Consider the following 23,153-nt stretch of genomic DNA (forward strand, 5'->3'; position numbering starts at 1 on the left):
TTTTTTTTAATGGAAAGAGTTTAACAATGCAGCAGTTACAGAACGTTATTGAGACCGCTTTTGAGCGCCGCGCCGACATCACTCCGGCGAATGTGGATACCGTGACCCGTGAAGCGGTAAATCAGGTTATTGCCCTGCTGGATTCCGGCGCTCTGCGCGTTGCAGAGAAGATTGACGGCCAGTGGGTGACTCATCAGTGGCTGAAGAAAGCGGTACTGCTCTCTTTCCGTATCAACGATAACCAGGTTATCGACGGCGCGGAAAGCCGCTACTTCGATAAAGTGCCGATGAAATTCGCCGACTACGACGAAGCTCGCTTCCAGAAAGAAGGCTTCCGTGTCGTCCCTCCAGCCGCGGTTCGTCAGGGTGCGTATATCGCCCGTAACACCGTTCTGATGCCCTCTTATGTGAACATTGGTGCCTACGTAGACGAAGGCTCAATGGTGGATACCTGGGCGACCGTAGGGTCCTGCGCGCAGATTGGTAAAAACGTTCACCTCTCCGGTGGCGTGGGCATCGGCGGCGTACTTGAGCCACTGCAGGCTAACCCAACCATCATCGAAGATAACTGCTTCATTGGCGCGCGTTCCGAAGTGGTGGAAGGCGTTATCGTTGAAGAAGGTTCCGTTATCTCCATGGGCGTATACATCGGCCAGAGCACCAAAATCTACGATCGTGAAACCGGCGAAGTGTTCTACGGTCGCGTCCCTGCGGGTTCCGTGGTTGTTTCCGGCAACCTGCCGTCCAAAGACGGTAAATACAGCCTGTACTGTGCGGTTATCGTTAAGAAAGTGGACGCCAAAACCCGCGGTAAAGTGGGCATCAACGAACTGCTCCGCACCATCGATTAATCAGCTATAACGAAAAGCGGGGGCCACCCCGCTTTTTTTATCTCTGCCGCTGGCGAAAATAGATTTTTTCGTTAATTATTCAAAGGTTATGTTTAATCCAAGGATACCGCTATGTACGACAATCTGAAAAGTTTGGGCATTACCAATCCTGATGAAATCGATCGTTACAGCCTCCGGCAGGAAGCCAACAACGATATCCTGAAAATCTATTTTCATAAGGATAAGGGCGAGTTTTTCGCGAAGAGCGTGAAGTTTAAATACCCGCGCCAGCGTAAAACCGTGGTGGCCGACGGTGTGGGCCAGGGCTACAAAGAAGTGCAGGAAATCAGCCCTAATCTGCGCTACGTGATCGACGAACTGGATCAACTGTGCAAACGCGACCGTACCGAGGTGGATCTGAAGCGCAAGATCCTCGACGATCTGCGTCATCTGGAAAGCGTGGTCGCCAACAAGATCAGCGAGATTGAATCCGATCTGGAAAAACTGACCCGCAATAAATAACGCGCAGTCAGTTCAGCTATGTCGAGGCCGGGTCATACCCGGCTTTTTTACGTCCCAAGGCGGCTATACTCCACCTGGCCTACGTCGCACATCGAATTTGTAGGCCTGGCAAGCGGAGCGCCGCCGGGCAATAAAGCATAAAAAAGCCCCTCTCTACAGGAGAAGGGCTTGTTATCAAAAACTAATGATTACTGCATCAGCAGATAGATAGTGCTGTCGCCACGCTGAATGTTCAGCGCCAGAACAGACGGTTTGCTGTCGAGGATTTTGCGTAAATCCGCAATGTTCTTCACGGGCTGCTGGTTAGCACCGATGATCACATCGCCTTTCTTCAGGCCGATTTGAGCCGCAGGTGAGCCGCCTTTCACGCCATTCACCACGACCCCTTTATCGGCGCCTTTGTTGCTCATTTCAGCGCCATCAATACCGTTGAAGATGGTATTGGAATCGACCTGAGTCTGGCTGCTTTGCTGCAGTTCCAGCGTCACGTTCACCGGTTTGCCATCACGTACCAGACCCAGCTCTACTTTGCTGCCAACTGGCATGGTGCCAACCTGAGCACGCAGTGCGGAGAAGCTGCTGATTGGCTTACCGTTCAGAGACGTAATCACATCCCCTGCTTTGATACCGGCTTTAGCCGCAGAAGAGTTTGGCATCACCTGGCTTACGAAGGCGCCACGCTGCGCGTCGACTTTCATCGCTTTCGCCAGATCAGAGCTCAGCTCGGTGCCCATGATACCCAGCTCACCGCGTTTCACCTGGCCGTATTTCACCATCTGCTCGGTCAGGCTTTTCACCATGTTGCTCGGGATAGCGAAGCCGATACCGATGTTACCGCCGTCTGGTGCGAGGATCGCGGTGTTAATCCCGATCAGCTCACCGTTGAGGTTCACCAGCGCACCACCCGAGTTACCACGGTTGATGGCGGCATCCGTCTGGATGAAGTTTTCATAGTTTTCCACGTTCAGGCCGCTACGGCCGAGCGCAGAAACGATACCGGAAGTCACGGTTTCACCCAGACCAAACGGGTTACCGATAGCGACCGTATAGTCACCCACGCGCAGTGCGTCAGAGTCCGCAATCTTAATCGCAGTCAGGTTTTTCGGGTCCTGAATCTGAATCAGCGCAATATCAGAACGTGGATCTTTGCCCACCACTTTCGCGTCAAACTTACGTCCGTCGCTCAGGGAAACTTTAATGGTGCTGGCGTTGTCGACCACGTGGTTGTTGGTTACCACATAGCCTTTGGCTGCATCAATGATCACGCCGGAACCCAGCGCCATGAATTTTTCCTGCTGGCTGCCGCCGCCGTTACCGCCAGGAGCACCCTGCCCGCCCTGACAGAACGGTGAGTTCTGGAACGGGGAACCGTCCTGGCAGAATGGCGAGTTGTCGCCAAAGAACTGCTGGAAGTTACGGCCCATTCTTGGGGTATTCACGGTGGTGCTCCCTTCCACGTTGATGCTCACAACGGAAGGCATCACTTTTTCCAGCATCGGCGCCAGGCTTGGCATCTGCTGGGCAGTGTTTGCTGAGGAGGCCGTTTCAGCAGCGCTTGCTGATAATGGGGAAAGGGCCAGACTTAAACTCAGAGCCAGGGCACTCATTGCTAACGTGGTTTTTTTCATGTCTCGTCATCTCAATATGTCAGATAGTGCAAAAATTGCTGTGTACGTGACTGTCAGAGTCGATTTATAGCGCGAAGTTCCGGATTCAAGTTTCTGGAAAAAGTAAAAAATTATTGTCCGTCTTTACAAAACTTTCGCCTTATTCCACCGCCATCAGCCGACGGTATTCGTCCCAGGCATAGAGATCGGTCATCCCACTGATATAGTCCTGAATCAGGCGACACCGATAATAATACTCCATCAACGGATACTCTGCGGCGTCGCGCGGAATTTTATTGATGGCTTCAACATAGGCCAGCCGGTGACGCGTTGAAAGCTTATGGAACAGACGACTTTCAATCGGCAAATGGCGCAGACGTTCTTTATCTACCAGTTCGTTAAAATCACTTAATGATAATTTAAGCAGAGGTTGGTAAATCTCCAGCAAGCCACTGATAACGCGATAACCTTGTAATTCAAGCTGCTCCACGTCCGGATGGCTGAATACCTCTTTCATCGCCACGCTCTTATATAACTCAAGCAGCTGGCTGTAATCGCTGTCATCTTCCAGCAACGCATGGTTAAAATCTCCCGTATATATCTGTGGGAGATTATCAATAAAGCGCTGCGCCGCGTAAGGCACCAGTTTATTCAAGGTATTCACGCGTAAATACATAAAGAACTGGTCTTCCGTACTGCGGCTCATTGAATTGGATCGAGATTTATCCCAGGCATTTTCGACCACTTGAGAAAACAATGAACCCTTTTGGTGCGTGCCCCATGCGTCGTAAAGGTGCTGATAAAGTTGCTCCACGCTGAAGATCCGTTTTTCGACCGCATCTTCGAGGTCAGCCACGCAATAAGAGATGTCATCGGCCGCTTCCATAATCCACGTCAATGGATAACGGCTATAAGGTGCCAGATCCAGTTCTTTACGTAACTTCGCAATATAGGCTTCTTCGGCGAAATAATAACCAGGCTTCTTCATTAAATAGCTGTGGCTTTCTGGCGGCGAACCGCGCCACCAGGCCGGACGGGTGTATTTCAAAATACAGCCCACCTGTGCCCAGGTCAGGTTCATGCGCATCAGCGTGTGGACCAGGCGAATACCCTGCGCATTTCCTTCAAACTGGCAGAGATCCTGACGCACACGGCGACGCAATTCATTGAGTGTATCTTCGCCATCACGCAGCTTCAGCGCGCCAACCAGGCAACGGTCTTCGCTTAGCGGTTGGCTGGCGGCATCCGCAGGCCACAACATCTTACGGAACCAGTCATTGATTGCTGCCTCACCGAAATGGCCAAACGGCGGATTGCCGATATCGTGCATCAGGCACGCCATCTCAACGATGCTTTCAAACGGCCCGGTCAGGTCTTCAAGCCCGTAAGCATCAAGCAGCTTTTGTTGCTTAAGGCGGCTCAGCACCTCTTTGGCGATGTAACGCCCGACCTGCTGAACTTCCATGGAATGGGTCAGACGCGTGCGCACCGCCGCATTGCGTTCCAGTGGGAAGACCTGAGTTTTCTGCTGTAACCGCCGAATGGCCGGAGAATTGATGATTCGCCCACGATCGCTTTCGAAAATACGCAGAATTTCATGTTCGGTCGTCGCGTTCTGCGGCGAACGGTAACGACGACGCCAGTTTATTTTGGTGCGAAAATCAATAGTTGCCATAGCCTCTCCCGGTCCGGAAATGCGTGCTCCGTGATAAACTATGCCTTTAAACCCATCACATCGCGAGTAAATCTATGAAAATCGGCATTATTGGTGCAATGGAAGAAGAAGTGACGCTGCTGCGTGACAAAATCCAGAACCGTCAGACCCTTACCGTTGGCGGGAGTGAAATCTATACCGGCCAGTTGAACGGCGCTGACGTTGCGCTGCTGAAATCAGGGATCGGTAAAGTCGCCGCGGCGATGGGTGCCGCACTGCTTCTCGAACGTTGCAAACCGGATGTCATCATCAACACAGGTTCCGCTGGTGGCCTGGCGCCAACATTGAAAGTGGGCGATATCGTGGTTTCTGATGAAGCACGCTATCACGATGCAGACGTCACCGCATTTGGCTACGAGTATGGCCAGCTTCCGGGTTGCCCGGCCGGTTTCGCCGCCGATGCAAAACTGGTAGAAGCAGCAGAAAGTTGCATTAAAGAGCTGAATCTGAATGCCGTACGCGGCCTGATTGTCAGCGGTGACGCGTTCATCAATGGCTCCGTCGGTCTGGCAAAAATCCGCCACAACTTCCCTCAGGCCGTTGCTGTTGAGATGGAAGCCACCGCCATTGCGCACGTTTGCCATAACTTCAAGGTGCCTTTCGTGGTCGTTCGCGCTATCTCTGATGTGGCTGATCAGCAGTCTCACCTGAGCTTTGACGAGTTCCTGGCGGTGGCGGCGAAACAGTCCAGCCTGATGGTTGAAACGCTGGTGCAGAAACTGAACCATGCGTAACCCCCTGTTGCAGGGCATTCTTGCCCTGCTACTGACGTTCCCGGCGTGGCTGATAGCCGCGCCGCGAGTCATCACGCTTTCCCCCGCCAATACGGAACTGGCATTTGCCGCGGGCATTACGCCTGTCGGGGTCAGCAGCTTTTCCGATTACCCACCGCAAGCCAAAGATATTGAGCAGGTTGCCAGCTGGCAGGGCATGAATCTGGAACGCATTGTGGCGCTGAAGCCCGATGTTGTGCTGGCCTGGCGTGGCGGAAATGCAGAACGACAAGTCAATCAACTCAGCTCGCTCGGCATCAACGTGATGTGGGTGGACACCAGCAGCATTGAGCAACTTGCCGATGCGCTGGAAAAATTAGCGACCTGGAGCCCTGTTCCCGAACAGGCAAAACAGGCGGGGGCAACCCTGCGTAAAGAGTTCGCCGCGCTCAAACAACGCTATGCGCAAACGACAAAAAAAACGGTCTTCCTGCAATTCGGCACTAACCCGCTGTTCACCAGTAATAAAGACTCAATACAGAATGAAGTGATTGAGGCCTGCGGTGGGGAAAACATCTTTGCCAACAGCCGTGTCCCCTGGCCTCAGGTGAGCCGGGAACAGGTCATTGCCCGCCAGCCACAAGCGATTATCACCGCAGGCACCGATAAAGAAGTGTCCTCAATAAGAGTGTACTGGGGTGATCAGCTCAACATTCCGGTAATTCCGCTCAACAGCGACTGGTTTGAACGCGCCTCCCCGCGTATTATCCTCGCCGCCAAACAACTCTGCACAACGCTTGCGCAGGTCAATTAACGGGAAACGCATCAATGCTTGTCTATTGGCTGGATATTGTGGGTACAGCCGTCTTTGCTATCTCCGGCGTCTTGCTGGCCGGAAAACTTCGGATGGACCCTTTTGGCGTCCTCGTCCTGGGTGTGGTCACCGCTGTCGGGGGCGGAACCATTCGTGATATGGCGCTAGCCCACGGACCGGTATTCTGGGTAAAAGATCCCACCGATTTGGTGGTGGCGATGATCACCAGCATGTTGACTATCCTGTTGGTGCGCCAGCCACGGCGTTTACCGAAATGGATCTTGCCAGTGCTGGATGCGGTTGGCCTGGCTGTGTTTGTGGGTATCGGGGTCAACAAAGCGTTTATTGCCGGGACAGGCCCGATGGTGGCTATCTGCATGGGCGTGATCACCGGCGTTGGCGGCGGGATTATTCGGGATGTGCTGGCACGCGAAATTCCCATGATCCTGCGTACCGAAATTTACGCCACTGCATGCATCATTGGCGGCATCGTTCACGCCACCGCCCACTATACCTTCAACGTCTCGCTGGAAAACTCCGCGATGTTCGGCATGCTAGTGACGCTGGTGATAAGGCTGGCGGCAATACGCTGGCACCTTAAGTTGCCTACGTTTGCGCTGGATGAAAGCGGAAGGTAAAAGCAAAACGGCAACCGAGGTTGCCGTTTGTAGGTCCGGTAAGGCGAAGCCGCCACCGGGCATTCATGCCAAATTAAACGCTAAACGATGACCCACACCCGCAGGTGCTTTTCGCATTCGGGTTGGTCACGATAAAGCGTGAACCTTCCAGCCCTTCGGTGTAATCCACTGAACCACCCACCAGATACTGCAGGCTCATCGGGTCAACCACCAGGCCAACGCCCTGTTTCTCAATGGTCATGTCGCCTTCGTTGATCTGATCGTCAAAGGTAAAGCCGTACTGGAATCCGCTGCAGCCACCGCCGGTGATATAGACGCGCAACTTCAGGTTCGGATTGTCTTCATCCGCGATCAGGTTTTTTACTTTGCTGGCGGCCGCGTCAGTAAACTGCAGAGGCAGCGCTACGTCATCACTCATTTTATGCTCCAGTTATTGCGAAGTCTGGTCAAAGTCTCACCAGATCTTTTAAGCCATTATCCAATACCCGACTAAATCGTTCAAGTATTCTCCCCGATCGGCGGCTTCTCTTTTTCGGCCTTCTCCGCTTCCTGCTTCGCCAGCGTGCGGGAAAGGATCGTCGAGTAAAGCGGTTTGCCACCCAGGAACTGAGCCAACAGTGTTGCGCCAAGGCAGGTGATAATCATTGGCAAAATGAGCTGATAGTTGTCCGTCATTTCCAGTACCAGCACGATGCCGGTCAGTGGCGCTCGCACTGAGGCGGCAAACAGCGCGCCCATCCCCGCAATCGCAAACGTCCCGGCTTCCAGATGATAAGCCGGGAACCAGGCCGAAGCCGCCATGCCATAGGCTGTGCCTAACAGTGTTCCCAGCGCCAGCATAGGGGCGAAAATGCCACCCGGCGCACCGGAAGAGAAACACAGCAGTGTGGTAATGACTCGGGCGATGAAGATAAACATCAACAGACCGACGGTATAATTTCCGGCAGCTGCAATCGGGATAAGGTTAAAACCGCCGCCTGCTGCTTCGGGTTCAATCAAGCCAAGCACGCCGCAGATACCGCCGAGCAGGCCGCCAATCAACACCCACTTTTTGATATCGCCGCCATGAATGCGCTGGAACATATCCTGGGTGCGGATCACCAGGCCGTTAAACAGCGGTCCGACACAGCCAAACACCATGCCCAAAATCAGATACAGCCAAAGCGTGTTAACCGGCGCATCGGCAAGTTTGCCCACTTCGATAACCGCGGTTTCGCCATTAAAGACACGAAACACCACGCTCGACATGATGACGCCGATAAACACGGCTTTGATGGAAATCAGGTTGTAGCGGAACTGTGGACGCATCTCTTCGAGGATAAAGAGGATGCCTGCCAGTGGTGCGTTAAAAGCGGCAGCCAAACCCGCCGCGGCACCGGTCGCTAACAGAGTGTGGCGGGCTTCAGCCGTACGCAGACGGAAGATGTCCAGCACCATGCGCCCGACATTGCCGCCGAGCTGAACCGTTGGCCCTTCACGCCCAAGCACCATGCCTGCGCCCAGCGTTCCCATGCCGCCGATAAATTTCACCGGGATCACGCGCCACCAGCGCACAGGACGTAATTCTTCCAGCGCCCCTTCAATTTCAGGAATGCCCGAGCCACCGGCTTCCGGCGCAAAGCGGCGCACCAGATAATAGCCCACCATCGCCAGCAGGCCGGAGAAGATAAACGCCAGCGGCCAGACCAGGAACCAGTGATCGGCGACCTGCACCAGCGAGCCAATGCGCACGTTCTGCACCCAGTTCACAGCCTTCTCAAAAGCCACGCCAATCAGGCCAGCAAGGGTGCCGACCACGGCGGCCATCAGGAGAATGGCTAACGGGGTTTTGTCTCTGTGGACCAGACGACGGACTGCATCTCCGCGACGCAGACGAACGATTTGCTGTGCTTCAAAAGAGGGAGATTCTGCTTTCATGCCTTAATCAATTATTGGTAATACAAATGGCAGAGCGCATTGTAACCACCCACGGGCAGCACGTCGCCTAAAAATTCCCTCATTATTGGATTGTTTCAATTGGGCAAAACTTTCATAACGTTCAGGGAATACCTTAGAATAGTCGGCTAACAAGCTTTCTACGAACCAGGAACCTGGCAATGAGTAAATCTGAGAATCTCTACAGCGCTGCGCGCGAACTGATCCCCGGCGGCGTCAATTCGCCAGTCCGTGCTTTTACCGGCGTTGGCGGCACTCCGCTGTTTGTTGAACGTGCAGACGGCGCGTACTTGTATGATGTCGACGGCAAAGCTTATATCGACTATGTCGGTTCCTGGGGCCCGATGGTGTTGGGGCACAACCATCCGTCCATCCGCAATGCGGTGATTGAAGCAGCATCCCGCGGCTTAAGTTTCGGTGCGCCGACTGAAATGGAAGTCAAAATGGCGGAACTGGTGACTGAACTGGTGCCCACCATGGATATGGTGCGCATGGTGAACTCCGGCACCGAAGCCACCATGAGCGCCATTCGTTTGGCTCGCGGCTTCACCGGACGCGACAAAATCATCAAATTCGAAGGGTGCTACCACGGCCACGCCGACTGCCTGCTGGTGAAAGCCGGTTCTGGTGCCCTGACCCTCGGTCAGCCAAACTCTCCGGGCGTTCCGGCTGATTTCGCCAAACATACCCTGACCTGCACCTATAACGATCTGGCTTCTGTTCGCGAAGCGTTCGAGCAATATCCGCAAGAGATTGCCTGCATCATCGTTGAACCGGTCGCGGGCAACATGAACTGCATTCTGCCAGAGCCAGACTTCCTGCCAGGCCTGCGTGCGCTGTGCGACGAATTCGGCGCGCTGTTCATCATTGATGAAGTGATGACCGGTTTCCGCGTCGCGCTGGCTGGTGCTCAGGATCACTACAACGTAGTGCCTGACCTGACCTGCCTTGGCAAAATCATCGGCGGCGGTATGCCAGTCGGTGCCTTTGGCGGCCGTCGCGAAGTGATGGATGCGCTGGCACCAACAGGCCCGGTTTATCAGGCAGGCACACTGTCCGGCAACCCGATTGCCATGGCGGCAGGTTTTGCCTGTCTGACAGAAGTGGCACAGCCAGGCATTCACGAAACCCTGACCAGCCTGACCAATCAACTGGCAGACGGCCTGCTGAACGCAGCACGCGAAACCGGCATTCCACTGGTGGTGAATAACGTCGGCGGCATGTTCGGTATTTTCTTCACCGAGGCCAAAACCGTGAACTGCTATCAGGATGTGGTGAAGTGCGACGTGGAACGCTTCAAGCGCTTCTTCCATCTGATGCTGGAAGAAGGGGTTTATCTGGCCCCCTCCGCCTTCGAAGCCGGCTTCATGTCCGTGGCGCACAGCAAAGACGATATCAATAAGACTATCGATGCGGCGCGTAAGGTGTTTGCTAAGTTGTAAGCTTGTGCCGGGCGGCGCTGACGCTTGCCCGGCCTAGGATGTTGTAGGCCCGGCAAACGAAGTGCCGCCGGGCATGTTTACCTGCTCTGTTTACGCAGCAGATAAATAAAGTAAGGCGCGCCGATAAAGGTCGAGAGCAACCCGGCAGGAATTTGATACGGGAACAGCACCATCCGCCCACACCAGTCCGCGAACACCAGCAGTATTCCCCCGGCCAGAGCCGACAAAATCATGTGTGGCAGGGTTCTTCTGAAGCCCATCATTCGCGCAATATGCGGAGCCATCAGGCCGATAAAGCTCAGCGGCCCAATGGTCATTGTTGCCGTCGCAGTTAACGCTGCCGCCAGTAACAGCAAAGCAACGCGTGTTGGCGTCAGAGCCATTCCCACTGCGCGTGCCGTATTGCCACCCAGCGGCAAAATGGTCAGCCAGCGACGGCAGAACGGCGTCAGTGCCAGCAGAACGATCATCACCAATCCGGTGCGTACCACCTGATCCCAGGAAGCATTGTAGGTAGAGCCTGAAATCCAGGTCAGGATTTGCGCCATGCGTGGGTCGCCGCTGGCCTGCAGCATCATCAGCAGCATGGTAAAGGCGGTGCTCAGTGCCATCCCCGCCAGCAACATGCGATGCGGCGAGAATCCGCCTCGCCCGGCAGCAATCAGGATGATCAACAGCGTTGCCGCAGCGCCTAAACTTCCTGCTGGCAGCAGCCAGCCAAACGCGTTGCCCGGCACAAAGAACAGCATCAGCACCACGCCAAACGCCGCACCGGAAGAAATCCCCAGCACTTCCGGGCTTGCCATCGGGTTACCCGTCAGACGCTGAATAATACAGCCCGCCACCGCCAGCATCATGCCTGCAATCAGGGCGGCCAGAATACGCGGCGCTCGCCACTCCATCAGGGAATGCAGTAACTCGCCGCTGGCCCAGTGCCAGCCGTGCGAATCGCGCCCGAAAGAGAGCGCAATCGCCATCCCCAGCAGCAACACAGCAATACCCGCCAGCGACCATCCCACTACGCGCTGACGCTCGACATACACCTTGTCACCCGCGTCCATTGCCGGAGCACTAATACTGCGCAGACGAGGCAGCAGCCACAGCAGCAGCGGTGCGCCAATCAACGCCGTGACGGAGCCGGTAGAGACTTCCATCCACACTTGTGTCAGCCAGAGAATAAGCTGGTCTGAAAGCCAGAGGATCAGCGCCCCAATCAGCGGGGCCAGCATCAGGCGTGAAAGCAGCCGACGCGCGCCGAGCATTTTCGCCAGCAACGGTGCGAACAATCCAATAAACCCAATAATGCCCACGGCGTTAACCAGCAGCGCACTGATAATAATGGCGAGCGTGAGAGCCGCCAGACGCGCCAGAGACAACGCTAAACCGAGGTTACGGGCGACTCCGTCGTCCAGCCCCATCAGCGTCAGAGGGCGCAATAACAACAGCGTGAGCATCACGCCGCCGAGCAGTTGTGGCCAAAGCTGCTGCACCACGCTCCAGTCCGTCTGCGTCAGCGTCCCGGTGCTCCACAGGAACATGCTTTGCAGTTGATCGTGATGGAAGATAACCAGCAGTTGGTTCACCGCGCCGCAGTACATGCTGACCACCAGCCCGGCTAAAATCAGCGTCACTGGCGAGAGACGTTTCCCCCAGGAGACACCAAACACCAGCGCCCCTACCACACAAGCGCCTGCCAGCGCGGCAAACTGCGTTGTCATCGCCCCAGGAATCGCCCACAGCGTGGTGATGGTGATGCCGAGCTGAGCACCTGTCGCGACGCCTAGCGTGGTCGGTTCCGCCAGAGGGTTACGCAGCACCTGCTGGAACAACACGCCCACCAGCCCAAGCCCCGCGCCAACCAACAGCGAAATCACCAGACGCGGCAGCAAGCTGTAGTGGAACAGCATCTGTTGGATACTGTCGATATTGGGTTGCCAGAGCGCCTCGCCCCACTGCGCACGCGGCAAAGCGACGTTAAAATTGTGCCAGCTCAGGCACGCAGCGGCGATAAACAGTAGTAAAAGCAGTGCGGCAGGGAAGCGAGAGATTCGCGATGTCATGCGCGGCCTCCCAGAGCACTATCCAGAATGCGTACAAAGTTCATGGTCGACAGCGTCGCGCCATAGAACCAGACGGCAGGCACGCGCTGGAATCGCTGCGCACGCACAAACGGCATCGCCTGCCACAGCGGCGTCGCCATCAGCTTTTGCATTTCAGCGTCATTGCCATGATCGAAGCAGATAACATCAGCGTCTTTAAACACCCCCAGACGATCAATACCGACCACCTGGCTGCCCCAGAAATTCGTTTCCCCCTGCCAGGCATTCACAATGCCGTAGTCATCAAGGATTTGCTGGAACAGGCAGTTCGGGCCGAACGCCAGCACATGGCGGGCATCAAGCAGGGTAATCATCAGCAATGGACGGCTGCCACGCTGGGCGAAGTGAGGTTTGTGCTGGGCAATAAACGAATCGAAGTGATTGAGATGTTCGCGAGCCTGATTTTCCAGCCCCAGCAGATTCCCCATTTCCACTAACGAGTTACGCGCCATCTCCAGCGGTTGCTTGCCATCACTGAAGTTGAATCCGCGTCCTGGGGCGATTCGCGCCAGCTTCTCAGGCGCTGGGCCGTAACCGGCTGACCAGACCATATACGACGGTTTCATTTCGGTCAGCAGTTCAAGATTGGGTTCTGTGCGCAAACCAACGTCAATGACAGAGGCAGGAAGACCGGGCTCATTCACCCACAGGTTGTAATTAGGGATATCTGCGACACCATAAGGCGTGACCCCGAGCGCCAGCAGCAGCTCAACGGGCAGCCACTCCAGCGCCACAATACGGTGGGGATCAACGGTGGCCGCCTGGGCACCTCGCATCTGCCAGAGCAGCGGCGACAGCGCCATGGCCGTCAGAAGGCGTCGACGGCTAATCAGAGTGGAATCATTCATCAATACACAAAGCTTACCGGGGCAGCGCCCGCCGGATGCGGCAGGATCCCCATCGGAATTCCGTAAATTTGTTCCAGCGTTTCGCCACGCATCAGGGTTTCAGGCGTGCCCTGGGCAATCATTTCCCCACCGCGCAGCGCCACCAGATAGTCGCAGTAACGAGCCGCCATGTTGATGTCATGCAGAACGGCCACCACCGTCAGGCCACGCTGCTGGCTGAGGCGATGCACCAGCGCCAGCACATCCACCTGATGGGCAATATCCAGCGCGGAAGTCGGTTCGTCGAGCAGCAGACAACGGCTGTCCTGAGCCACCAGCATCGCAATCCACGCTCGCTGACGTTCGCCCCCGGAAAGGCTATCCACCAGACGATGCGCTAACGGCTTCAGCCCTACCAACGAAATGGCCTCTTCGACTTTCTCGCGATCGGCAACGCCAAAACGCCCCAGCGCCCCGTGCCACGGGTAACGACCAATCGCCACCAGCTCACGTACTGTCATCCCTTCCGCCTGCGGCAACTGCTGCGGCAGATACGCGACTTTACGTGCGAAGGCTTTGCTGTTCCAGCTTTCAAGCGGCTGCCCGTCCAGCAGAATGTCGCCTTCGGACGGTGGCTGATGGCGGCCCAGCATTTTCAGCAAAGTGGATTTCCCGGAACCGTTATGACCAATCAGGCCAGTCACTTTACCCGGAGGAAAGGTGAGCGAAAGCGGGTGCAGCAGCGTACGGCCAGGCACACGAAAGGTGACATCGTTCAGCGCGAACGTGGTATCGGTTTGAGTTGTGGTGTCCTGCATAACGGCCAACGTATAAAAAGGCGCGGTAAGCCGCGCCTGAATGAAAAGTTAGAAACGGAACGTTGCGGTCGCAACCACCTGACGCTCTGCGCCCCAGTAGCACGCGTAATCGCGGTAGCAGCTGGAAACGTATTCACGGTCAAACAGGTTGGTGACGTTCACACCGACAGACGAACCCGGTAAGCCGAAGCGTGCCAGATCGTATTTCACGGTCGCATCCGCCAGAGTATACCCTGCAACGTTGAACGCCTCATTGTTGTCTGGACCGGTGGTGTAGAAGCTGGAGGTAGAGCCGATATAACGAGCCCCTGCTCCAACGGTCAACCCGCTGAGAGCCGTTTCGTGGAAGGTGTAATCCGCCCACAGGGAAGCCATATTACGTGGCACTTCCGCAGGGCGCTTGCCGCCATAAACGGTGTCATGTGTGTATTCCGCATCGGTGAAGGTGTACGCCGCCGTCATGTTGACGTTAGCACTCAACGCGGCTTTCGCTTCCAGCTCAAAACCACGGGAACGGATTTCACCGCTCTGGACGCTAAACAGCGTATTTTCCGGGTCCGGCGTCAGGTTCTTGTCTTTGGTCAGCTGATAAACTGAGGCCGTCACAGAGACAGGCATATCCTTCGGCAGGTATTTCACGCCGGCTTCGTACTGCTTACCACGAGAAGGATCGAACGGATTGCCTTCTTTGGTCGCGCCAGCCGTCGGTTCGAAAGATTCGCTGTAGCTGATGTACGGCGCAATGCCGTTGTCGAACACATAGTTCAGACCGCCACGCCAGGTAAAGGCCTGATCGTTAACTTCGGAGGTCGAGCTGCTGGAACGGGTAAAGGTCGAGGTTTTCGCAAAGTCGTAGCGACCGCCGAGGGTGAGCACCCACTTATCCCATTCTGCCTGATCCTGAACGTACAGGCCAGTCTGTTCCTGACGGTTAATGACCGCGTACGGGAAGTTCACGTTAACGCCAGCATTGCCGTACTGCGGGTTCTGCATATCGAGCGGGTTGGCGCTGCCATATTCCGCATCAATATCGTTACGCATACGCAGGTAATCGACACCGGTCAGCAAGGTATGATCCACTGCGCCAGTGGCAAATTTAGACTGCAACTGGTTATCGACAGTGAATGTATTCAACTGCTCGTCAGAGCGCACGTACGCGCGGCTGATTTGGCCGGGATCGATATAGCCGTTTCCGTAGACAGAACGGTACAGCGTGTTCACTTCGGCGTAGCGCAGGTTCTGGCGTACGGTGAAGGTGTCATTGAATTCGTGCGCAAAGCTGTAACCCACCATTTTCTGACGACGAGTCATGGTGTTGTTATCTTCGCCTTCGTTGAAATCGGTTGGCAGCTTGTGCGCTTTACCGTTGGCATCGTAGTAAGGCACCACTGTGCCCTGACGCGGCAGCCAGCCGTAATAGCCAGCATCCGGATCGCTCTGGAAATTACTCAGGAAGGTGAAGTCAGTTTTGTCATCCGGACGCCAGCTGAAAGAGGGTGCAATAGCGTAGCGAGAAGATTTCACACCTTCTTGCTGGGCATTTTGACTGCGTCCCAGACCTGTCAGGCGGTATGACCACACGCCTGCATCATCAATCGCATCGCTGAAATCGAAACCTGTCTGCCACAGGTTGTCGGTGCCCATTTTGAACTGGATTTCACGCAGCGGTTCGGTGGTCGGACGCTTGGTGACCATGCTGACGATACCGCCCGGGTTACTTTTTCCGTACAACACGGAAACCGGGCCACGCATCAGTTCAACACGCTCAAGGAAATACGGGTCCATCGACATTTCAGAGTAGTTGTCGCCCTGAAGTTTGAGTCCGTCGAGGTACTGGTTGGTGTTCACCGTTGAAGAAGTGGTGAAGCCACGAATGGAGACCACGTCATAAGTGGATGAGCTGCCACGGGTCGCGTATACGCCCGGCGTATAGCCCAGCGCCTCTTTCACCGTCGTCGGCTGCTTCATATCCATTTCTGCACGGGTCACCACAGAAATAGACTGCGGGGTCTTTTCAATTGGCGTGTCGGTCTTGGTCGCCGTGGCAGTGTGTTTCGCCGCGATGGTGGCTGCAGGGCCCCATGCGCTTTCCTGCGGTGCAGCAGGTGCGGCAGTAACAGTGATGGTTTCTTCTTTTGGTTGTTCTGCAGCCTGTACTGAAACAGACATGCCGCTAACCGCTGTGGCTACTACCACTGCGAGCTTACGCAGTGAGGTACTTCCTGGCTGAGCAGTGTTGAGACGCGCCATTGTGATTCTCTGATGATATTGAGTGAATGATAACGTAAACGAGAATTATTATTATGCCGCAGAATAATAGGCGAAACGCGGAAGGCATAGCAAGCGGAATACATCCCTACCTGATTTGAGGGTTTAAAAAATAACCTGATGGTTAATGTGGAGTTATGGGGGCGTTAGAAAAAGATGAGCCGGAGGGGGTGTAGGCCCGGTAAGCAAAGCGCCACCGGGCTTCTCGCCGGGCGGCACTACGTTTGCCCGGCCTACAACTTCTTAGGGTGAGGAATGTTGATCAGTTACCGCCGAACATATCCTTAATCCAGCCTGCAACGCCGTCGCTTTTCTCTTGCTGCGGCTGTTGCTGCTGTTGTTGCGGCTGCTGCTGAGGCTGTTGCGGCTGGCTTCCACCGTCGAATGGATTGGTGTTTTGCTGCTGCATAGCCTGGCTCTGCTGACACAGTGCATCCGGGTCCGTCGTCCAGACTGGAAGCTGGCGCATGCCACCACCGCCACAGATGAAGTTGCCGTTGTCATCCACGCCCATATTGACGATATCTTCCGGCGGCGTCAGATCCAGAGGGATTGGCGACTCGTTCGCAAGATAGCGCTGATAAATAGACATCGCCCCGCTGGCCCCATACAGCTTGGTCGGCTGGTTGTTATCCCGTCCAACCCAAGTGATCACCACTTCACGTCCGTCAATCCCGGCAAACCAGGTGTCGACGTTGTTGTTGGTGGTACCGGTTTTACCAGCCAGATGCAGGTTAGGATATTTCGCCCCAAGCTGACGGCCCGTTCCGCGTTGAACAACTTGCTGCATCGTCCACAGCGTCATGTACGCAGCCTGAGCTGGCACCGCACGTTCCGCCTGAGGATAGCTCTGATACAGCACGGTTCCGTCTTCTGCGATCACCGAACGCAGCGAGGAAAGCGTGGCACGGTTACCGCCGCTGGCGATGGTCTGGAAGGCCTGTGCGACTTCAATTGGCGTCAGGTTCAGCGCCCCGAGCAGCATCGCAGGAACCGCGTGCAACTGGTCTTTCGGCGCACCCAGTTTTTCCCAGGTATCCGTCACCGCAGGCAGACCCAGTGCCATCCCGAGATTCACCGTTGGCACGTTCATGGAACGGGTCAGCGCATCCACCAGCATGACCTGGCCACTGAAACGTTTATCGTCGTTCTGCGGAGACCAGGTCTGGCCGTTAGACAGGCGAATCGTCACTGGCGCATCGGCAATCCAGGTGTTCAGACGATAGGTATTCGCCTGACTCAGCGCGGTCAGATAGGTCGCGGGTTTTGCCAGAGAACCAATGGAACGACGCGCCTGCATCGCACGGTTATACCCGGCGAACTGCGGCTCTGCGCCACCGACCATCGCACGAACTTCGCCCGTGTTACGGTCGACAATCACCATCGCGGTTTCCAGGTCGCTGAGTTTACGTTGTTTCTTCAGCGCTGGAATGCCGTCGGTGGCGGCTTTCTCGGCGGCATCCTGGGCCACAGAATCGAAAGTGGTGAAGATTTTCACGCCGGAAAGATCTTTCACTTTATCGCCAAGTTTCGCCTGCAGTTCCTGACGAACCATCTGCATAAACGCTGGCTGTGGTGAAATCACACCTCCGCGCGGCTGCACGCCCAACGGACGAGCACTCAGCATGTCGTACAGTTCCTGATCGATAACCTTCTGCTGTTGCAGCAAGCGCAGGACCAGGTTACGGCGTTCGAGCGCCAGTTTCGGGTTGCGCCATGGGTTGTAAATGGACGCCCCTTTCACCATCCCGACCAGCAACGCCTGCTGATCAAGGCTCAGTTCTTCCACCGGACGGCCGAAGTAATACAGGCTTGCCAGCGGGAAACCGCGAATTTCATTGTCGCCACTCTGACCGAGGTAGACCTCGTTCATGTACAACTCAAGAATGCGATCTTTGCTGTAACGCGCGTCCATGATCAGCGCCATGTACGCTTCGTTCGCCTTACGCCAGTAAGAACGTTCGCTGGAGAGGAACAGGTTTTTCACCAGCTGCTGCGTGAGGGTACTTGCCCCCTGCACCGTCCGGCCCGCCACCAGGTTCGCTAATACCGCACGTCCCATCGAGTAGAAGCTGATGCCGTCATGCTCGTAGAAATGACGGTCTTCTGTCGCAATCAGCGTGTCGATCAGCAAGTCCGGGAACCCGCTACGCGGCACGAACAGACGCTGCTCACCGTTCGGTGAGGACATCATGGTGATTAAACGCGGATCGAGACGGAAGAAACCGAACTGGCGGTTGTTATCCATGTTGGTGATCGAATCCAGATGATCGCCATCAAAGGTCAGACGCGCGCGCACCTGCCCTTCTTTGCTGTCCGGGAAATCAAACGGACGGCGGATCATCTCGATGCTGTTCGCCTGCACGGTAAATTCGCCCGGACGCGTCATTGCGGTAACCTGGCGATACTGACTTGCCGTCAGCAAACGAACCATCTCGTTTTTGCTGACCGGCATATCCGGCTCAAGGTTGACCATGCGACCATAGACCGCCGCAGGCAACTGCCAGACTTTCCCGTCGATACGGTTACGGATTTTCTGGTCTAAGTAGACGCCATAAATGGCGAGCAGCACCGCAAAGACGATACCGATCTTGACCAGCAGCCATAGCCAGCGACGTTTGCCCTTCGGTTTTTTACCTTTGCCTTTTCCATTACGCGGCATGGGTTCTTCATCCTCGTCATCATATTCGTACTCATCGTCGTACTCTTCATCCCTGAGACGACGACGGCTAACCTTTTGCTTTGCCGGACGTGCAGGCTTGCCTTTACGTCCAATCGGCTCGCGGTCATTCCCCGCCATACTTTTTCTCCGCTAAATTCAGGCGTAAGCGCCTGATTCTCTTTTCTTTCACGCTACGGTTAAAGAAGAAATCTCTCAAAATAAACTGCAAGGCTTGCTTATCGAGCAAGCCTTTAGTGTTTGCTCCCTCTCCCTGTGGGAGAGGGTCGGGGAGAGGGCATCAGGCCGCATCACACTTATCCCCTCACCCTAGCCCTCTCCCCAAAGGGGCGAGGGAACCGTCCGGTGCGGGTTGTGACGTTCTCCCTGCGGGAGAGGGCATCAGGCCGCTCCATACTTTTCCCCTCTCCCTAACCCTCTCCCCAAGGGAGAGGGAACTGTGCGGTGCCGAATGTTACGAATACTTTTTCGTCCGCCGGGTTGGCGCGGTGTTCGCCGGGTCATCCGGCCAGACATGCTTCGGATAGCGCCCTTTCATCTCTTTTTGCACTTCTCGATAGGCTCCGGCCCAAAATGCGCTCAGGTCACGCGTGATTTGCAGTGGACGCTGGGCTGGCGAAAGTAACTCAAGCACCAGCGCCACGCGGCCTTGCGCTATGGTAGGCGTTGCCGCTTCGCCGAACATTTCCTGCATCCGCACGGACAACACCGGCGGGTTTTCGGCATCATAGCGCAGGGCGATCCGGCTTCCGGTCGGCACAGTGTAATGTGCAGGCAGCTCACTATCCAGTCGTTGACGTAGTGACCAGGGTAATAAGTCCTGTAAGGCTTGAGTGACATTCAACGCTTTTAAGGCTTTCAGGGAATGAACGCCCTGCATATGCGGCAGTAGCCAGCTTTCCAGTGTCGCCAGCAAGGCTTCGTCGTCGACGACAGGCCAGCATTCTTCCGGCAACCAACGGGCAGCGCATTGAATGCGTAAGCGCAATTGCTCCGCGTCGGGCGTCCAGTTAAGCACGCCAAGGCCTTTATCCCGAATGCCATTCAGCATCGCCTGGTGCAACTCTTCCTCAGAAGGTTTTGCCAGCGGCTGCACTTTCACCGTGAGTTGCCCAATCTGGCTGCGTCGCCAGGCCTTTAGCGTGCCCTGATTTTCGTCCCATTCGATGGTGTCTGATTGGCTCAACAGTGACGGACAGGCCGCCGCAAGAGCCTCAATATCTACCACAACGGCCTGCAATATCCTCGCATCCGGTGACTGGCTGCCCTGCAACAGCAATGGCGCAATCAGCCATTCATGACTTCCCAACGCATCGTCGGCATCTAACATCGCCCCCATTCCGTTCGCCAGTTGATAGCGCCCTTCCTGACCACGACGGCGGGCAATTCGGTCGGCAAAACCCTGGGCGAGTAAGGCAGGAATGCTTGCAGCATCAGGCGATCCAGCAGGATTATTCAGCCGCTGCGCGAGTGTTTTGGCACGCTGCATCCAGTTTGGCTGATTACGCGAAAACGCGATGCCTAAGTCTGCATTGCCTCCGCGTGGCGGCTCTTCAAGAATTGCCGCGAGCTTTGTGGCCGTCGCGACCTCTTCCGGCGTTTTGGCTGCCACCAGCATCGCCGCCAGACGAGGATCGTTGCCCAGCGCCGCCATCTTTTGTCCACGCGCGGTCAGCTGCTTCCCATCAAAAGCGCCCAACTGCATTAGCAATTTTCGCGCAGCGGCAAGATTGGCAACGGGCGGCTGATCCAGCCAGCTCAACTGAGCAGGGTCCTGACAGCCCCACTGCAACAGCTCCAGCGTCAGTCCACAGAGATCGCTTTGTAACATCTCCGGTTCGCCTTGAGCAGCCGCACGTTCTGCCTGCTCTTTGCCTGTCAGATGCAAGCAAATCCCTGGCTCAAGACGCCCTGCGCGACCTGCACGCTGAGTCATTGATGCCTGACTCACGCGCTGGGTTATCAAACGCGTCAGCCCGGTTCTCGCATCAAACCGTGCAACGCGTTCCTGAGCACAATCCACGACCAGCCGAATACCTTCAATGGTCAGGCTCGTTTCGGCGATGTTGGTCGCCAGTACCACTTTTCGCTGCCCTTTTTCCGCGGGCAGAATCGCTTTACGCTGTTCACTCAATGAGAGCGCCCCGTAGAGCGGACAAAGCACAACATCTGACGAGACGCGCCCTGCAAGCTGTTCCTGCACGCGCTGAATTTCCCCTACTCCGGGTAAAAACAGCAGCAGCGAACCGGATTCAGCACGCAGCAGCTCGGCCGTCGCAATGGCGACAGCTTCATCAAAACGTTGATGAGAAGGCAGCGACTGATAGCGTCGCTCGACGGGAAACGCCCGGCCTTCAGAAATCACCACCGGGGCATCAGGCAATAAGGTTCGCAGACGTTCATTATCCAGCGTGGCCGACATGATCAGCAGCTTGAGATCATCACGCAGCCCGGCCTGCACATCCAGCAGCAAAGCCAGCGCTAAATCGGCCTGCAGGCTACGTTCATGAAATTCATCGAGGATAACCAGGCCAACGCCCGGCAGTTCCGGATCGCGCTGGATCATGCGCGTGAGTATGCCTTCGGTCACCACCTCCAGACGGGTGTTTTTCCCCACACAAGTTTCTGCACGCATACGATAGCCCACGGTTTCACCCGGCTTTTCGTTGAGCAGTTCCGCCAGACGCTGGGCGACGTTACGAGCCGCCAGCCGCCGGGGTTCGAGCAGGATGATTTTCCCCTCAATCGCCCCTTGTTGAAGGAGTTGCAATGGCAGCCAGGTGGATTTCCCTGCCCCGGTGGGCGCGGTCAGCAAAACCTGTGAAGCGCGACGAAGCGCCTGAAGCAGTTCAGGAAGGACGGCGGCGACAGGTAATGTGGACACAAAAGACTCCAGGGGTGACTTTAAACGGCCCCGCATTGTAGCATTGCGCTAAATCATTACCGAGCCTTGTTCATGTCAGATTCCCGAAGACTGTTTTTCGCCCTGGAGATTCCCGGCGAGACGCAGCAGCAGATTATCCAGTGGCGTGCCGATCATTTTCCGGCTGAGGCCGGGCGGCCCATTGCCGCTGCAAATCTGCACCTGACGCTGGCCTTTTTGGGCGAAGTCAGTGCGGACAAACAACGGGCGTTAGCGGCCATGGCCGGAAGAATTCGCCAGCCAGGGTTTACACTGAATCTGGATGACGCCGGACAGTGGCTGCGATCACAGGTGGTGTGGCTCGGCACTCGCCAACCGCCTCGGGGTTTATTGCAGTTGGCGAATATGCTCCGTTCCCAGGCGGCCCGCAGCGGCTGTTATCAAAGTCCTCAACCATTTCATCCGCACATCACGCTACTGCGTAATACCGCGCATGCCGTGCCTATTCCGCCGCCAGGATTTGGCTGGAAAGTGCCTGTCACGGAGTTCGCACTGTACGCCTCTGAATTTACCCGTGGCCGCACCCGCTACACGCAGCTTGAGCGCTGGACGTTAACCGAATAAGGATACCCATGCAGTTTTTGCCCCCGTTAAAACCCGCCCGCCTGATCCAACGCTATAAACGTTTTTTGGCCGATGTCATCACGCCTGAAGGGGAAGCATTAACGTTGCACTGCGCCAACACCGGCGCAATGACCGGTTGTGCGACGCCGGGAGATACCGTCTGGTATTCCACGTCTGACAGCAAAACGCGCAAATATCCGCATACCTGGGAAATCACCGAGACACAGACCGGGGCCTTTATTTGTGTGAATACCCAACGAGCCAATCAGTTAGTCAAAGAGGCGATTCAGACGGATGCGATTCCGGAGCTTTGTGGCTATAGCGTGTTGAAAAGCGAAGTAAAATACGGTGATGAGCGCAGCCGAATTGATTTTCTGTTACAGGCAGATGATCGCCGTAACTGCTATATTGAAGTGAAATCGGTCACGTTAGCGGAACAAGAGTACGGTTATTTTCCCGATGCGGTGACTGAGCGTGGTCAGAAGCATTTGCGAGAATTAATGAGTGTGGCGGCCTCAGGCGACCGAGCCGTGGTGCTATTTGCGGTTCTTCACTCTGCCATTACCCGTTTTTCACCCGCGCGCCATATCGATGCAAAGTACGCGCAATTATTGAATGAGGCAAAAAACAAGGGGGTTGAAATTCTGGCTTATAAAGCGGAACTTTCTGCCGATACTATGACTCTGAAAGAGCCGTTGCCTGTTGTGTTATCACCGGCCAACGACTGAACAATAAGTGTGCTGGTCGCGTGCGCAAATA

18 protein-coding genes are annotated in these 23,153 nt (G+C 55.7%); 8 read left to right on the plus strand and 10 right to left on the minus strand.

Annotation, left to right across the window (positions count from 1 at the left end):
• The first annotated feature begins 26 nt into the window (after nt 1-26).
• Both dapD and ACI2I2_RS21045 read left to right on the plus strand, forming a co-directional pair.
• Nucleotides 27-851 (plus strand): 2,3,4,5-tetrahydropyridine-2,6-dicarboxylate N-succinyltransferase, encoded by an 825-nt coding sequence (gene dapD, locus ACI2I2_RS21040; protein ID WP_330984852.1) that lies wholly within the window; start codon nt 27-29, stop codon nt 849-851.
• Between the two features lie 111 nt (nt 852-962).
• On the plus strand, nt 963-1,352 hold the full coding sequence (locus ACI2I2_RS21045) for a DUF3461 family protein (RefSeq protein ID WP_154159731.1): 390 nt from the start codon (nt 963-965) through the stop codon (nt 1,350-1,352).
• A 188-nt stretch (nt 1,353-1,540) separates the two neighbouring features.
• Here ACI2I2_RS21045 and degP read toward each other — a convergent pair whose 3' ends face one another.
• Nucleotides 1,541-2,980, minus strand: coding sequence for a serine endoprotease DegP (gene degP / locus ACI2I2_RS21050; RefSeq protein WP_404659751.1), 1,440 nt, complete (start codon nt 2,978-2,980; stop codon nt 1,541-1,543).
• Between the two features lie 139 nt (nt 2,981-3,119).
• Nucleotides 3,120-4,634 (minus strand): dGTPase, encoded by a 1,515-nt coding sequence (gene dgt, locus ACI2I2_RS21055; RefSeq protein WP_404659752.1) that lies wholly within the window; start codon nt 4,632-4,634, stop codon nt 3,120-3,122.
• 74 nt (nt 4,635-4,708) lie between these two features.
• Here dgt and mtnN point away from each other — a divergent pair, with 74 nt between their 5' ends.
• The 3 genes from mtnN to ACI2I2_RS21070 are packed head-to-tail and all read left to right on the plus strand — an operon-like array spanning nt 4,709 to nt 6,838.
• Complete coding sequence (gene mtnN, locus ACI2I2_RS21060) at nt 4,709-5,407, plus strand: 5'-methylthioadenosine/S-adenosylhomocysteine nucleosidase (protein WP_330984849.1); 699 nt, start codon at nt 4,709-4,711, stop codon at nt 5,405-5,407.
• Complete coding sequence (btuF, locus tag ACI2I2_RS21065; RefSeq protein WP_404659753.1) at nt 5,400-6,200, plus strand: vitamin B12 ABC transporter substrate-binding protein BtuF; 801 nt, start codon at nt 5,400-5,402, stop codon at nt 6,198-6,200. Before mtnN ends, btuF begins: the two co-directional genes overlap by 8 nt.
• Nucleotides 6,201-6,214: 14 nt before the next feature.
• Nucleotides 6,215-6,838 (plus strand): TRIC cation channel family protein, encoded by a 624-nt coding sequence (locus ACI2I2_RS21070; RefSeq protein ID WP_330984847.1) that lies wholly within the window; start codon nt 6,215-6,217, stop codon nt 6,836-6,838.
• A 73-nt stretch (nt 6,839-6,911) separates the two neighbouring features.
• On the opposite strand, the gene erpA is transcribed toward ACI2I2_RS21070, so the two are convergent.
• The gene (gene erpA / locus ACI2I2_RS21075) at nt 6,912-7,256 is read right to left on the minus strand and encodes an iron-sulfur cluster insertion protein ErpA (protein ID WP_330984846.1); all 345 of its coding nucleotides are present in this window, start codon (nt 7,254-7,256) and stop codon (nt 6,912-6,914) included.
• 80 nt (nt 7,257-7,336) lie between these two features.
• Complete coding sequence (clcA, locus tag ACI2I2_RS21080; RefSeq protein WP_404659754.1) at nt 7,337-8,755, minus strand: H(+)/Cl(-) exchange transporter ClcA; 1,419 nt, start codon at nt 8,753-8,755, stop codon at nt 7,337-7,339.
• Between the two features lie 179 nt (nt 8,756-8,934).
• Here clcA and hemL point away from each other — a divergent pair, with 179 nt between their 5' ends.
• Complete coding sequence (gene hemL / locus ACI2I2_RS21085) at nt 8,935-10,215, plus strand: glutamate-1-semialdehyde 2,1-aminomutase (protein WP_404659755.1); 1,281 nt, start codon at nt 8,935-8,937, stop codon at nt 10,213-10,215.
• 77 nt (nt 10,216-10,292) lie between these two features.
• Here the strand turns inward: hemL and fhuB are convergent, their stop codons facing one another.
• From fhuB to hrpB, 6 genes are all read right to left on the minus strand, one after another.
• A complete protein-coding gene (gene fhuB, locus ACI2I2_RS21090) occupies nt 10,293-12,275 on the minus strand; it encodes a Fe(3+)-hydroxamate ABC transporter permease FhuB (RefSeq protein WP_404659756.1) in 1,983 nt (660 codons plus the stop codon).
• Nucleotides 12,272-13,162 (minus strand): Fe(3+)-hydroxamate ABC transporter substrate-binding protein FhuD, encoded by an 891-nt coding sequence (fhuD, locus tag ACI2I2_RS21095; protein ID WP_404659757.1) that lies wholly within the window; start codon nt 13,160-13,162, stop codon nt 12,272-12,274. The genes fhuB and fhuD overlap by 4 nt, the downstream gene beginning before the upstream one ends.
• A complete protein-coding gene (gene fhuC / locus ACI2I2_RS21100) occupies nt 13,162-13,959 on the minus strand; it encodes a Fe3+-hydroxamate ABC transporter ATP-binding protein FhuC (protein WP_330984841.1) in 798 nt (265 codons plus the stop codon). The genes fhuD and fhuC overlap by 1 nt, the downstream gene beginning before the upstream one ends.
• 48 nt (nt 13,960-14,007) lie before the next feature.
• Nucleotides 14,008-16,209 carry a ferrichrome porin FhuA gene (gene fhuA, locus ACI2I2_RS21105; RefSeq protein ID WP_404659758.1) on the minus strand — a complete coding sequence of 734 codons (2,202 nt, stop codon included), beginning with the start codon at nt 16,207-16,209 and terminating at the stop codon, nt 14,008-14,010.
• A gap of 280 nt (nt 16,210-16,489) precedes the next feature.
• Complete coding sequence (gene mrcB / locus ACI2I2_RS21110; RefSeq protein ID WP_404659759.1) at nt 16,490-19,027, minus strand: bifunctional glycosyl transferase/transpeptidase; 2,538 nt, start codon at nt 19,025-19,027, stop codon at nt 16,490-16,492.
• A 334-nt stretch (nt 19,028-19,361) separates the two neighbouring features.
• The gene (gene hrpB / locus ACI2I2_RS21115) at nt 19,362-21,791 is read right to left on the minus strand and encodes an ATP-dependent helicase HrpB (RefSeq protein ID WP_404659760.1); all 2,430 of its coding nucleotides are present in this window, start codon (nt 21,789-21,791) and stop codon (nt 19,362-19,364) included.
• A gap of 72 nt (nt 21,792-21,863) precedes the next feature.
• Here hrpB and thpR point away from each other — a divergent pair, with 72 nt between their 5' ends.
• On the plus strand, nt 21,864-22,394 hold the full coding sequence (gene thpR / locus ACI2I2_RS21120) for an RNA 2',3'-cyclic phosphodiesterase (protein ID WP_404659761.1): 531 nt from the start codon (nt 21,864-21,866) through the stop codon (nt 22,392-22,394).
• An 8-nt stretch (nt 22,395-22,402) separates the two neighbouring features.
• The gene (gene sfsA, locus ACI2I2_RS21125; protein WP_404659762.1) at nt 22,403-23,122 is read left to right on the plus strand and encodes a DNA/RNA nuclease SfsA; all 720 of its coding nucleotides are present in this window, start codon (nt 22,403-22,405) and stop codon (nt 23,120-23,122) included.
• The last annotated feature ends 31 nt before the right edge of the window (nt 23,123-23,153 follow it).

Origin of the sequence: Scandinavium sp. NPDC088450 (assembly GCF_044900545.1) — a bacterium.
Classification (GTDB): domain Bacteria; phylum Pseudomonadota; class Gammaproteobacteria; order Enterobacterales; family Enterobacteriaceae; genus Scandinavium.